Consider the following 15,114-nt stretch of genomic DNA (forward strand, 5'->3'; position numbering starts at 1 on the left):
AACTGAACTACCTTTTCTATAAACTGGACTACGCCAGGAGAACTGGATTACCTATTTCGCAAACTCGACTACCTTGCCATGAAACTGAACTACCTTTACTGCAAACAGCAATAAAAAAAGTCATCCTGATGAACTACCAGAATGACTTACATTTATCTTCTTAAACCCCCAACAAAACTTCTCCCTTAAACCGCTCAATCGCCTTCTCCACATCAACAGCATGTCCACTTTCATTCAACGTATCGCCAATCAAACGGACTGCTTGCTCCAACATCACTTCCGTCGTATTGCCCATATGCCCAATCCGGAAGGCTTTCCCCGCTAAATGAGCGAGTGCGCCCGCGACGATGACCCCTTTTTTCGCCAGTGCTGAACGGAATGCCGCGTCGTCTACCCCATCTGGATATAGCATACAGCTTAAAGTTGAGGCTGCAACGGTTTCATCGGCTAAAGCTGTCATACCATATTCGTCTAGCGCAGTACGCACTGCTCTGCCAAATGCTGCGTGACGCCTGATTCTTGCCGACATTCCTTCCTTCAGAACGAGTCGCATCCCTTCATCGTAAGCATAAATCAAGTTCACAGGAGGTGTGGCAAAATATTTGGATGGATCATTCATAATCGGAATCCAATTGTAGATATCGCAATAATAAGCAGGTACACGCTCAATTTGCTTCCGTACAGCCAGCGCTGTTTGATTAAAAGCTACAATCGCCAGCCCCGGGGGTACGCCGATTGCTTTTTGAGAGCCTGTTAAAATAATATCAATCTTATAGTCAGGATGGCCGTATGTCTTGCTCATATCTTCTTCCATCGCAGCCGTGGCACAGACCCCATCTAAAATGACAAGCGCTCCATGTTTTTTCACAATCGGTACGAGTGCTTCCAAATCAGCCGCAACGCCTGTCGAAGTATCGGCATGTGTAATCGTCACTGCTTTATACTGCCCTGTTGCAAGTTTCGCCTCCACGTCTGCGGGAGCCACTTGCTTGCCCCATTCCGCTTGCAATACGTCTACTTCGATGCCAAAAGCTTGTCCAAGTGTAATAAAGCGATCACCAAAATAACCTTGGCTAATAACTAATATTTTTTCACCAGCCACAACGGTATTGACGAGTGCCATTTCCATCGCAATCGTTCCTGAACCAGCAATAACAAACACTTCCCCATCTGTTTGCAGCATTGCCCTCGTTTGCTCTATCGCATTTTTATAAACGGCGACAAAGCGCGGATCCGTATGCCCCCTTGTTTCACTCGCCATCGCATCATAAATCGAATCGACAACTGGTGTAGGACCTGGTATTAGCAACATTTCTTCATTACGCATAAAAATCCCCCTCACTTTTTTTCAGAATACTTACCATGCACTAGTAGTACTTCCATATAGAAGATGAAACTCCTTTATTCATCATAAAAATGGGACTCCCAATGAATCCATACATCATAATGAAGCAAAGCTACCCGTCATCCAAATGGAACTTTTTATTCTACTTTCTCGAGTTTGTTGGAGTCCCAGATTTCTCACTTGCCAACCCCTTCGCTAATTGATTGTTTTCCTAGCTCATCCCCTTCTTTAGATAGCCGTAAACCCTTTAACAGCAAGCCATCGACCTAGCCATGACTAAAGTTTTCACACCTCCAACTGGATAGTTTCTAATACCTTTAATCAATTTGAATTTGAAGGTTACCAAATAGGACTCATTCAGCTCGCCTTTTTGGGTAATAGTCATGTATAATTTGAATTAGAAATAATCGAATTACACATACAAGGTTTTAAAAACCTTTAGTCAAAAGTCACTCATCCTTGTTGAACATAAAAACCTTTAGGAGGAACGCCATCATGAAAAAACTTCTTACGCTTTCCCTTTCCTTCGTCCTTGCATCTACACTATTTATCGGTACCGCAAATTTTGCGCACGCAGCAAAAGCACCAGCACAACCTGCTGTATCAGCAGTTGCAAAAACGGTTAAACAGTCTAAATCTTACAGTATGATTCTTTCCGCATTGGCTCAAAATGATGTTATAGGTCAATTCGACCCAACTGAAATTACTGCTAATGAAGTTGGGGCTCTTATTAACAAAGTTACTCAAGAAAATCCACAAGTACTTTATTATAAATCTGCTAATGTTTGGTCAAACGGAAAAATCGAATTTGCTTACTCTCTTCCTGCTGATGTCATGAAAAAAAATCGTGTGGCACTTGATGCAAAAGTAAAAAAAGTTGTTGCCAGCATCAACAAACCTGGACTTTCTGAGTTAGACAAAGTAAAAGCAGTTCATGACTACCTTGTATTGAATACAGAATATGATTACGCTAACCTACAAAAAAATACAATTCCAGCAGACTCTTATACAGCACACGGCGCGCTACTAGGCGGAGTTGCAGTATGTGACGGTTACACAAAAGCAGCACAACTTCTACTGAACAAACTAGGCATTGAAAATCACTATGTAATTGGTCAAATTGGCGACGGTCTACACTCTTGGAATCAAGTAAAATTGAACGATAACTATTACTTCATGGATGTCACTTGGAATGACCCTGTTCCAAACAGACCAGGAATAATTGCTTATGATTACTTCCTTGTCACTTCCAACCAATTGCGCAAAGATCACTCATGGATCGAAAAGAACTGGGCAGTTGCAACGGACAAGCGATATAGCTACTTGCAGACTGGAAAAACAGCAGCAAAGTAAGAGTTTTTTGGGACAACGAAAATCGACTTCATCTTCTGGAAATCTACCAGATGGATGAAGTCGATTTTCATTATGGCATTTTTCATCACGAGAGGTAGGGAGGCTTTTGAATGTGCTTTAGTTACTCGTTTGCTCGTGAGTTGCAATTAAAATCCTGGAGTTGCAATTAGAAATGCGAAGTTGCAATTAGAATCCTGGAGTTGCAATTACAGTCGAAGCCAGGTCAATTTCTTAATAATAATTTGAGATCCGTCATGGTGAATGAAAGAACTGTAAGCGCGATTGACATCCGGCTACCAGGCGACTCCCTTTACGCGCCAGCCGAATCTTTGTGCGCACAAAAAAAATCCATAAAAGCAACGTTCACTTTTACGGATTTTCATGAGTTATTTACGCTTAATAGCTTCTATAAATTGTTGTGTACCCTTCATCGACTCATCATATAGCTCGATTGAAAGGTTTTTCGTATCGTCTAGTGTCGCTGACCAGTTTTCTTTCATGTCAGTGAACGCATCTACAAACAATGTCGGTTGGTGATGAATGTCACCAATCGGGAACGCATACTTTTCTAAGTTAGCGAGTTTCATAAAGTCATTCACTTTATGGTGATATGAAATCGCCATAATCGGTGTTTCCGTACAAGTTGCTAAAATTAGCGAATGCAACCTTGTCCCAATGATGACATCTTGCTGCGCCGTTATATCGAGAATTCTATCTGGTAGAAGATTATCATCAATAATCGTTATCTTATCTTGATGTGTCATTTTTTTCACAATATCTTTCGTCACATCGGCATCTTGTGGAAACTTTGTCGCAAAAAATGTTAGTTCAACATCATGTTGCGTTGCAAGATTGTCTAGATTTTTCGCCATACCTTCAACGTAATCATTATAGATGGCAGTATTTCCTTCCGGCCAATAACCTGCATTGTAATAAGGGACTGCCGTAATCCCAATTTTCGTCGGGACCGCCGCTTTATCCTCCACAACTTTCCGCAATGAAAATGCCGGATCGCCAATAATCTGTACTTGTTCCTTGACACCAATCGCTTGTAATAAGTCGGCCGATTCAGGATCCCGTACGGAAACACTTTCCGCATGTTTACACATATAGCGGATAAACCATTTGCCCAATCCAGATAATAGCGGGCCTGCTCCACATCCATAAATGACATAAGGCGTATTTGAATTTTTAGCCATCATGGCATACGAACCATACAATGGCGCTTCTCTTCGATACAAATCCATTAAAATACCGCCGCCACCAATGATAAGCAAGTCGAACGTCTTCACGACTTCTTTATTCAGACGATACGTTTTGAAAAATGTTTTGACCGCATTCCCATTTTTATAATAAAGAGGAAAACTACTAACGCCATAGCGTTTCGCTGTCTGATCAGGATTATTACTAAAAACAGTGAGCTGCTCACTACCTATATTGAACGTCGATGTGACCTGCTTGATGATACTTAGCAAAATCGCTTCATCTCCGTTATTATCATTCCCATAATTGCCGACTATACCGATTTTCATTCGTCAACTTCCTTTACTGCATGATACTCCCATTATACCATAGCTAACCGAACGACGAAGAGTTCGGTTTGTATAATTTCTGCGTTCTTTGCAGAAATTATACAAGGGATGCAAAGGAGCAACTAGTTCAGGGGCCATTCCCTATTGCAGTACCTCAAAAAATAGAACCCTTTCACGTCGTCATGAAAGGGTTCCATCTGTTTACCGATTGATACTACGATACAAGAATGCACTAAACTGTGCGCGATTGACTGGTTTATTCGGATCGAAATTGCCTTTTTCATTACCAGTCGTTACGCCGTTATGTGCCAAAATATGAATTTGCTTATACGCCCAATGACTTGTCGGCACGTCATTAAATTTCTTCGTTGATTCACCTGACAAATTGTACGCTTTAACGAGAATGGCCGCCATTTGTGCACGTGTCAACTGACCGGCAGGATCGAATGTTCCGTCCCCTTTACCGCCCACTAAATTGGCACTTGCAATGGCATTGATTTCATTGAAATAACGATGTGTTGCTGGGACATCCGTAAACTTCTGTCCACCTGCTACCGCTGTATCCAAATTAAACACTCGGCTCAAAATCACAGCCGCATGCTCACGGGATAATGTGTTACCTGGGTTGAATTTACCATCCAAATCCCCTTGAATATAGCCGAGATCCTTCAAGAAACTAATCTCTGTATAGTAGGCATAATCAGCAGGAATATCCGTAAACGCAGGCGTTCCATCCGTTAATGAGATTGGGATACTAGCTGTTTTCGTTCCTAATGTCACTGTTACCGTACCTTGTCCAGATTTATTAACAGCTTTGAAACTACCAGACTGCGTAATTGTACCAATATCACCTGTCACACTCCACTTGACCTGTTCTGGTGAATAAATAATTGGTTTTCCTTGTGCATCTGTTGCATTCGCTTTAAATGCGACCGTAGCACCTGGCTTTACTTTCGTTGTCGTCGGTGAAATCGTCAATTTCGCTGGTTCGTTAACAATTGTCACAGGGAAAGATTGTTTCGCATTGCCATATTGTACAGTCACGCGATCTTCACCCGCCGTCAATGCACTATAAGATAGTCCAGTAGCAGCTAGTTTACCATTTTCCGATGTAATCAAAAGCTGGCTATTATCCACTACTAAAGGATTATAATAGGCATCTAACAAATAGTTAATAGTCAAAGAAGTTGTCGCACCAACCAACATTGTGCCCACTTGGTTACGTGATACGTTCAGATGTGCTGGCTCACTGACAGGCGCCGTACTAATCGCTTCAATAATAGCTGACACTTTCCGTTCAGCAGCTGTTGTACGGTTTGCCAATACGACAGTGTTGCTACCATAGTTTCGTATGCCCATAGCAGTTGAACCACCGCCGTCAAAATTGATGGCACGGTCATAGCCTTGTGCAGCCAAATAATTCGCAAACTGTGTTAATGTCATTCCTTTACTATAACCTTTAACATTATCCACGGTAACCAAATGTACTTGTTTCTTATCTTTACTAATCGCGATTGCTGTACGTGCTGTGGATGTACTTGCTCGCCAATCAGATGTATTCATCGTAATATGCGGTTTGCCGTCTTTTAATAGCATCGGGCCACTCGCTAACATAAATTGAGAGTTCATCCATTTATCATCGATGGATAAAGAAAGGGAGACTTCATCCCCAACATTCATACCTTTAAAGCGTTCTAACCCTTTTGCACCATGAACAGAAAGAACAAATCCTGTTGCCGGAATTTCCAATTTCTCTTTTGATCCATAATCACGCACTTTGACTACTTTGCCCGTCAGCTGCTGACCGTACTGTGTATTAGTGATCGGCTGACCTGTGTCAATGACCATTTCAATTCCGAATTCATTGGAATTAGTATGTTTTCCATTATATTGCGGAGTAAAAATAATCGTTTCGTCATTTTGACGTTCACGGTTCAATCCCGTAACTTGATAGTTTTGGCCTTTATAGCCAACGTGTACACCTAAGTTAAACGTATCGATTTCAGCTAGTCCATCTTGTGTCACACCAAAAGCAATCGGTTGGCTAACATAATAGTTCGGCGATTTGGAAATAACACCGCCGTTAATAATGTCATTGCCTTGTGAGATTAAATACATGGGTAAGCCGCTTTTCATATCGAAAAACGAAGCATTCACCGCACCTACCACTCGATTTCCATCCCTTGAATCACGATTGGCTTGAGCCGTTGTTGTTGCTGTTTTTGCAATTGGTGACGGTAAACCAATCGCTAACTTCGTATAAGGATCGCCTAAGTTAACCGCAAGATGGTTTATGTAATTGGTTGTCGAATTGGCATATTGTGAGTATGTCACACCCGATGACACTGGATAGCTTTTCACCGGATTGTCTTTTGCTAATGTGTTTGTCGGTGCAGTCCAAATCAACGAGGCTGCCACAGCTGTCAGTGCAAGTTTTTTACTAAAATGTTTGATCGAAGCTACTTTACTAGTGATAAAGCAGTCAACTCCTTTCCTATGAATATACAGCTTACCAAAGGATTCGACAGATTACCATAATCTATAAGATTCAAAAAAACCGTTCAGGGGGTGATTTTTTACCCCTAAACGGTTCTCTATTTACAAATCTTTCATTTTTAATTTTACATATTGGTTCGTCTGCGAGGCAAATGCCCCGAAGATGAGGAAGAAGAACATTGTGTATAACTTCAATTCCCAAATATTATAGTAGAAACCAGAGAATCCTGTTGCTAACCAAAAAGCAATCATGAATTTACCAAAAGTAGTCTTGCGCTCTTTCCAAAACATGCCAAACATCGTCAAAAGGAATGCAGCGAACAAGGCCACACCAATCACGCCAGTTTCAGCAATGACTTGAATGTACTGATTATCCGAGTAGAAATACCTACCACCATAAATATCCGAACGAATTCCGTAGAATTTATAAATTGGCGATCCGTAGGACAACGTAGCCGATCCACCATACGAACCAAATCCAGTGCCTGTCACAGGGTTATCCTTAAAGACTTCAAATCCTTTTTCGATGTAGAAAAAGCGACCACTTTCGGTCATCAATGCTAAGTTTTTCTCGTCAAATGTTTCATTGAAACGCTCACCAATACTTCCTGATGTAGGAGGGAGTTCGTCGTGTCCATATTCCGCAAAGAGCTGGACACCAAAGTTAATTGGATAATAGACCAGTATAAGTGAAGCGATACCTGCTAGTGCAAGGCGTTTGAGCATCTTCCAATTCTTCGTAGTTACGATGAAAACAGCCCCGAACACAGCAGCCGAAATCCATGTTCCTCGTGAGTAAGTCATGATAAATGTACCGAGGAATAATACAAGGTTAATCATCAACAACCATTTGTATTTCTCTGATTTATAGATCGTTTGAAGAAATAGGATGGCAATGATGCCGAATAACAACAGTAGGCCCAGTGAGTTCGGATTACCTGTTAGTCCGTAAATTCTTACAGCGTTCGTCGCAGATAACGTCTTATATTTCCAAGCGTCCGGCAACAAAAGTGTTCGCATAGACAACTTTTCTATCAATCCATGAATCGACACAATCATGCTTGTCCATACCGTAATCCACGCAAGTTGCTTGAGCCAGCCCTCTGATAAGAGCATCCGGGACACAATGTAGTAGAGCAAGTACATGATAATAAATGTCCGAACTTGGAAGATGACAGAAGAAAGTAACACACCTTGTGCCAGCCCAATCGCAGAGCCAAATAGCAAGAAAGCAAAGAACGCCCACTCAAACCATTTGAATGTGAATAAAGACTTCCACTCTCTCCCGCTCGATAGCACTAGTTTCGCAAAGGCAACAAGCGTAATCAAATCTCCAATGAGTTTAAGCCCTGGATTCACCTCTAGTAAAAACGGGCGAATGCTGACATACACAACAAGGAACACCAAGCTTTGCTGCGGCCTCAAAAAGGCAAAAAGTACGAAAAATAACGAACTGACGATTAGCGCAATCGATGTTGGAAGGAATAACGCTCCCCCCATCACAGCTAGTGCTACTATGAAATACAATGTATCTTTTTCTTTTAATTTCTCTTTTATTATTGTCATCAACTAATTTACCCTTTCTACGACTATTCGCATGATAATAGGTGTTCAAATTTTTATCAATCGCGCCTCGGCGTGATTGCGTCCGGATTTTTTTCGAGCTTGGGGCCTACAGGATGTAGGTCATGCAGTCGTTGCGAATCGAACAACGAAGGGTTCGATTTGCCGTATTTTTGCGTACTTTGCAGAAATTAAGGCACTTTCTGACGTCGCGCACTTAGACTGCCTTCTTAAGCTTCCCTAAAAATCCGTGACATCCGCCGGAGGCTTTATTTGAATTCAGCAGGAGTTTGGACTCCTGCTGAATTCAAATAAAGTTCTAGGTAATTATAGCATTTTATATGACGTTGTGGTGTATCCTTTGGTTTCATTTTTATTACGAGCCAATTGGACCTTATTATTCTAGTGGAACTCTGCTACTATGGAAGAATAATGAATAGGGAGGATTATCGTTGAAAAAACTAGTTACCTTTACGTTACTCACGCTACTATTGTTTTCCCCACTCTTTCAAACAGAAGCATTTGCAAGTGATGTGGACAAACACCAAATGGAAACTGAATTGAATTATTGGATTGCCAAAGGCGTTATCAAAGCAGACGCCAAAGGGAATTACAATCCCAACAAGGCCGTTACGCGAGGGGAGTTTGCCTCCTATATCGCCCGTGCGCTAGAGTTACCGGCTTCTACCAAATACACATTCAAAGATTTAAAGGCCAACTCAAACCTAACCATTGAAATTCAAAATGCAGCGGGTGCTGGTATTCTATCAGGCTATCCCGACGGTACATTCAAGCCCAATGACAAAATTACGCGCCAGCATATGGCTGGGATGATGAACAAAGCGCTTCGTTATTTGGAACTTCCAGTGGATACAACCGTGTTCAAATTTAAAGACTCCAAGAAAATCACGGCAAACTTTGTCGATGCTGTTTCTGCCTCTGTCAATTTGAATATTATCCGCGGAGATCACCGTAAGGACGGTGTGTATTTCAACCCTAAGGATAACGCAACGATTGCACATGCATCGGCATTCCTTTTCAGAATGTTTGCGGCGGTCGATAAATTAAAACCGACTGTACCAAGTGAACCGAGTAATCCTATTGAACCAAGCGTTCCAGGCGTCAATCCTGAAGTCTATAAAGTGAGTACGATTTCAAATGGTCAATTGACTCCGACAACTGCTGAATATAAAACTTATGAAGATGCATTGGCTGCTTACAATGCATCTTCATCCGTTCGAGCTATTGTTAAAAACAACAAAGTGTTGAATATTAAAGAAGGGCGCGCTTTCGGCTCTGAAAATAAAAGACAAGTGACGACGCTCTATCGGGACTCTACGCTACGCAATGAAGTGACGTATGTTCAAAAAGGCCGTGAAATGAAATACATCGGCAGCGGTCCCGATCATGTCATTGTAGAAGTTGCAGGCGCAACTCTTTACGCCAGGACGAGTGAAGTCGATTTGATTCCAACAGAACTTGTTACAGGCTACGACTTTTATGAAGTTGGCCAAGATGGCTTATTGTATCATAATACGTATAATCAAATAGAAAAAGTCCGTGGGGTTTATTCCATTGGACAAGCCCCTTCAGCCATGCAAGCTGGCAAAAAGTATACAAGTTTTGACGGCGTTCATTTTGTTGAAATGGGTACAAAAAATTCAGTAACTTACTACCCATACTTCCAATTCCAATCTGTTCGTCAACCAACTTCTTATAGTGCTGCAGAGCTTGATAGCTATATTAATAACATGTTGAAGGACCGTGAAAATACGGGAATTGCCCGTTACCAGGGTGCGACTACCCTGTCAAAACTAATCGGTCTTGGCGACTATTTGAAGTCAATTGAGGAAACTCATCGTGTCAATGCGATGTTCATTCTCGCGACAGCTATCCATGAAAGTGATTACGGAATGAGTGGCAATGCTCAGACGAAAAATAATATTTTTGGCATCCAAGTATTCGATTCTACTCCCGAATCAGGAGCTACCTATTTGCACCCGATGAATAGTATCGATGCCTTTATCACACGTTACATTAATCTCAATTACGCAAACCCGCTAGGTGCCCATGCCAACGGAGCCGTTCCGGGTAATAAAGCAGTCGGTTTCACCATGAAGTATGCGTCTGATCCAAACTGGGGTGCGAAAGTTGCGGGACATATGTGGCGCATCGACTCGTTCCTAGGTCAACGTGATTACAAACAAGCCAATCTTGGACGCATTATTTACACAGGTCCCGTCGGTGTCAATGTGCGGACAAGCCCAGATCCATTAAGCGCAAAACTATTTTCATACAAACATAAGGATCCCGGTTATAATGCTGCATTCGGCTATCCTGTGATAATCATCGAAGAAACAGTCGGCAGTGATGGTTACGTATGGTATAAAGTACTATCAGACGCCAATCCACCGTCCGACTACGGCTGGATTCGTTCAGACCTCGTGGAACGTGTAACGACTAGTCATTAAAGAAGAGGTCCCGTCACATCAAGTGACGGGATTTTTCTTTTGGTGAATGAATGGATTAGGGAGGAAAGTCGAATTGTAAAAGAGGGTCGCAAAACTGTCAGCGAAAGTTACGGAACTCTAAGGGGAAATTGTAAAACTGTCAGGGCAAATTATGAAACTGTAAGGGGAAACGGAAACTCTAAGGGGAAATCGCGGAACTGTCAGGGCAAATTACGAAACTGTAAGGAGAAACGGAAACTCTAAGGGCATATCGCGGAACTGTCAGGGTCAAATTTCGAAACTGTATGGGGGAACGGAAACTGTAAGGGGAAATCTCCAAACTCTAAGCGCTATCACTCCCTCTAACAATAATCCCATATAAAATACCCCTTACAACTTTCGTAAGGGGTATTACTATTTCACAAAGCGTCCGTATGCTCAGAACCCGCTGGTAGCAACTCCAACATGTCGATACGTTCCAGACCATTCTTGATCTTCGTCGTATAACCTAAGGCATTTTGGTTCAAATAACCGGCTTTTGAACGAATCATCTCTTCAAAAATTGGTAGCCTCGCTGGGTCAATCTGAGACCACATTTCATAAGAATTAATTAAATCCTCCAATGTTAAATGGATATAATCGCGTCCGATAAATTGATATTCAGGTGAAATCTTATACCAAATATCACCGTCTGGACGGATCCACTTGGCCTTATCCTTTTCAATCGCTGTCTGAATACTTATCGCGGTATTCAAATACACCGGATCATTAAATTCTTGATACGCCTTTAGCAAAATGTTCATTCCACCCAGCAAATGATTCATAGACGTATGCGTCTTCACTTTTTGCGCCAGTGGGAAATAGTCTGAAATATAATAGGACTCACTATCCACTTGGACAATATTCCCTTTTTCCTTCTGTGACACAAGTAAGTTCGCGTAGTTTTTCAAGCCAACATTATAATCCGTATGATTAAATACCTTCCCACTATTGTACAGAAACAAAGCAATTTGCTCGTTAAACCTTGTATCGACAAACGGTGCGGTCATACCATACAAGCTCTTCAAGTACGTACTCGTTACTTCCGTTTCCCAATATGTCGCTTTCCCTCTAAAAATATCTAGATTGGCAAACGAATTATACAAGAGACTTTCATAATAGCGTTGATTCGTTTGCGAATAAAGTGCCATAACCCTGTCTTCTTTCACCAGTAGCAAATTTCGACCATAGCCTCTACCCGACTTCGGCATCGGCTCAACAGTCGTCGCCATTTTATTATACGGGCCTTGTGCCGTATACCACTTATTGCGTTTTTTATAATTTACCGCTGATTCTAGCATCCATGCATCCATCTGCTTGCGGTCTTCAAACAACCGTTCTTCGGAAGCTAAAATCCATTGATCGACAACATCGAAGCCCCTTGACTGAAGTCTATAAATCGACAGCTGCGTTTCCCCTAGCATCACACCGCTAAATGACTGACTTTCCTCAAGTAATTCTCTTGTGTGACTTTCCGCACCCGTTGGATACTTCTGATACAGCTCCATTGACCGATATGATTTCCCTATCATATCTTGGGTCACTTTCCCCTCGACAGCTATTTTCTCAAAAATACCTGTCGGATAGGTTGTCGTGTCAAAGCCAAATGTATCATCCACGACTTTTTTAATCGGGAATCGACTAAATTCATGAAGGACACCTTTTGCCAAACCCGTTTCCGTCTGGACAACATCAATCGTAATCGGCATCCTCCCCGGATTTCTCAGTTCCGTAAATAAAAAGTAATCGCCATTCGGTAATTCTCTTTTCGTTACGGTCACTGCTGCCGGCGAAAAGCCTACAACCTGATAAGTATAAGCAATATCTTTCGCATGAGAGTGGGGAATCACTTTCTCCCCCGCAAATTGTAATACATAGTTTGACCGTAAATACGTTTTATTACTAGATGATACGGGCACTTCGACAAATTGTTGTTCGTGGCGAATAGGCTCATAACTACCATATGTTTGTGGTTCACTGAAAACAGTCGTCGGTAGCTTCTCAATCAACTTATTTTGCACCATTGCTCGATGTAAAAACACTACATATGTCGCACGATTGACAGGCGTTTTCGGATCGAATGTCCCGTCCTCTTTACCTGTCGTAATCCCATGTTGCGCCAGTACTTTCACACCAAATTTATGTGATTCACTAATACGATCCTCATCCGTAAAACGAATATCTTCCCCAGTATCCTGTAAATTAAAAGCACGAACAATGACCGTCGCCATCTGCTCCCGTGTCAAAGAATCCCCGACGCCAAAGGTTCCGTCTTCTTTCCCAAGAAAAATGCCCGCTTCGTAGGTTGCAATGGCACCTTTTGCATGGGAAGATTTCGCACTAACATCTTTAAAAATCGGCTTATATGATGAATAAGGTAACGCCAATGCATTGGCCATTAAATTAGCTGCCTGAGCCCGTGACACTTCCAAACCGGGTCTAAACTGCTTGTCCGGGTAGCCGTTAATAATCCCTAAATCGACAAGTTGCGTCACTTCATCTTTTGCCCAAAATTCATTATGTACATCCGTAAAGCTTTGATTCATCGGATTAGCTTTGACATTCAGTATTCCAAAACCAAATAACGAAAGAGCCAAAGCGGCTAGCCCAATTTTGAATGGGCCTTTTATTTTTCTGTTGCGTAACATGAACTTATTTCCTCCTTGCTTACCTATCTACTTATCTTGTGCAGTTATCCATCTATGATACCATAAACAAATAACAAAAACGCCTCCTATTTACTAGGAGGCTCCTGATTCAATACGACAGGGAAAACGATTGTTATGCTACTTTTTTTCGGCTCAACCACTTATTTTTAATTGCCATCAAGTAAATGACGAACGAAAAGGCAAATGTAATCCCTACAAAGACGAGTCCTTGTGAATTCAATACAAGCATCGGTGCAAATGTCACAAGCATAATTTCAACAGGTGCAATCGGAATATACGCTAAACCGTAGTCATCCAACGTTTTACTTTCACCTTTCGGATCGACAATTCTAAGAAGTGCCATCCCCATCGCTACTGTACCCGTTGTCCATCCCCATGTGAAAATCCCTTTTTCAAACCAGTATTGCGGGAAAAACCTTTTTGAAAAAATCGCAAAAAATACATAAGCATAGATCAAACCAAATACGAACAATAGTAGTAATGGAACAGCGTAATCGAGCACAACTGATATACTGATCGAACCAATTCCGAATGCCACAAGAATATCTGTCGCACTACCACTGATTCGGTTCACAACATCTGTACTGACATACTTTTCCGAGTTGGTCACATTTAATATTTTCTTAACAAGTAAGCCTACTAAAAATGCCAACGAGAACGCCGGTATGACAACACTCGGCAATAACATAGCACCCAATTGACTTAAATAATAACCGCCCATTGCAATAACGGTAATAATCGATAAGTGGAAAACGTACGGGTCAATCGAAATCGATGACACTGTGTCCGTTTCAGACTTCACCCTTGATCCTGGTGGAATAAGTCCCGTTCTTAGCTCATTTGGCAATTCATCAAACGAAGCGAGGAATGATGTATGGCCTTTTGCTGAGCCACGTTTGATAAACAGAATTCCAATTAAAATCGCACTAATGATTCCGACTGTCGCGGATGTCATAGCTAAAGAAGTAGCTTCTTCCCAACCATTTTGTGCGAATGTTGCACCAATGGCAGCGGCTGTTCCATGCCCTCCGACAAAACCGGCTGCCAGTAATAAACCAAAGCCATCATGCAAGCCATCCCAAAATGGGTTTAGGAACAAGATTGCAAATAATAATCCTCCACCCCACATTAAAACCATTGCAAGCTGCGAGTAAGACCACATGCTCCCTACTCTTGTCTTAATAGCATTCCAGTCAATTTTTGGCGACAATAGTGGTAATGTCCCGAAGATGACCGCTATCAAAATCCCTGGGTACGTACCCATATTACCGGAAAACGGCAGTATTTCTAATCCGTTTGGTCCTAACAGCAAGGCGAGAATCCCAGCAATAATACTGGCAGGCAAAAACATGCGTTGAATGAACCCCACTTTTGCCCTGATTATCGTTCCTGCTAATAGAAGCAATGATATCAAACCGATATCTGTAAATAAAACCCATGGTGTAAAATCCATATATATTCTCCTTATCTCTTCAATAGTTTTTTTGCTGAAATGAAAGTCCGTTGCCAAAAACCTATAAAAATCTATAAGTCTTGTTTGCTTCCTGCTTCGTCGTGCCTGCTTTTGCCTAAGCTACTCGCATTTGGTATGACACTCCACAGGCGTAAATTCGGATGCAACGAATCCTACACATTAGCAGGTTCTAGTTGGTGATTACGCTGCTAAT

At 41.8% G+C, this 15,114-nt stretch carries 8 protein-coding genes; 2 read left to right on the plus strand and 6 right to left on the minus strand.

Annotated elements, in window-relative coordinates; genetic code table 11:
- Nucleotides 1-160: 160 nt before the first annotated feature.
- A complete protein-coding gene (locus tag R2B72_RS17935) occupies nt 161-1,327 on the minus strand; it encodes an alanine--glyoxylate aminotransferase family protein (protein WP_318618232.1) in 1,167 nt (388 codons plus the stop codon).
- Between the two features lie 513 nt (nt 1,328-1,840).
- On the opposite strand from R2B72_RS17935, the gene R2B72_RS17940 reads away from it, so the two are divergent.
- Nucleotides 1,841-2,698, plus strand: a complete 858-nt coding sequence (locus R2B72_RS17940; protein ID WP_318618233.1) for a transglutaminase domain-containing protein — start codon at nt 1,841-1,843, stop codon at nt 2,696-2,698.
- Between the two features lie 386 nt (nt 2,699-3,084).
- Here R2B72_RS17940 and R2B72_RS17945 read toward each other — a convergent pair whose 3' ends face one another.
- The 3 genes from R2B72_RS17945 to R2B72_RS17955 form a co-directional block, all read right to left on the minus strand.
- Nucleotides 3,085-4,230, minus strand: a complete 1,146-nt coding sequence (locus R2B72_RS17945) for a polysaccharide pyruvyl transferase family protein (protein ID WP_318618234.1) — start codon at nt 4,228-4,230, stop codon at nt 3,085-3,087.
- Between the two features lie 201 nt (nt 4,231-4,431).
- Nucleotides 4,432-6,636 carry an S-layer homology domain-containing protein gene (locus tag R2B72_RS17950; RefSeq protein WP_318618235.1) on the minus strand — a complete coding sequence of 735 codons (2,205 nt, stop codon included), beginning with the start codon at nt 6,634-6,636 and terminating at the stop codon, nt 4,432-4,434.
- 192 nt (nt 6,637-6,828) lie between these two features.
- Nucleotides 6,829-8,292, minus strand: a complete 1,464-nt coding sequence (locus tag R2B72_RS17955) for an O-antigen ligase family protein (protein WP_318618240.1) — start codon at nt 8,290-8,292, stop codon at nt 6,829-6,831.
- A gap of 449 nt (nt 8,293-8,741) precedes the next feature.
- Here R2B72_RS17955 and R2B72_RS17960 point away from each other — a divergent pair, with 449 nt between their 5' ends.
- Nucleotides 8,742-10,760: an S-layer homology domain-containing protein gene (locus R2B72_RS17960; RefSeq protein WP_318618237.1), complete on the plus strand. Its 2,019-nt coding sequence runs from the start codon at nt 8,742-8,744 to the stop codon at nt 10,758-10,760.
- Nucleotides 10,761-11,158: 398 nt separating this feature from the next.
- On the opposite strand, the gene R2B72_RS17965 is transcribed toward R2B72_RS17960, so the two are convergent.
- Nucleotides 11,159-13,426, minus strand: a complete 2,268-nt coding sequence (locus R2B72_RS17965; protein WP_318618238.1) for an S-layer homology domain-containing protein — start codon at nt 13,424-13,426, stop codon at nt 11,159-11,161.
- A 133-nt stretch (nt 13,427-13,559) separates the two neighbouring features.
- The gene (locus tag R2B72_RS17970) at nt 13,560-14,900 is read right to left on the minus strand and encodes a sodium/glutamate symporter (RefSeq protein ID WP_318618239.1); all 1,341 of its coding nucleotides are present in this window, start codon (nt 14,898-14,900) and stop codon (nt 13,560-13,562) included.
- Nucleotides 14,901-15,114: the final 214 nt, after the last annotated feature.

Origin of the sequence: Sporosarcina sp. YIM B06819, assembly GCF_033485175.1 — a bacterium.
GTDB lineage: Bacteria > Bacillota > Bacilli > Bacillales_A > Planococcaceae > Sporosarcina.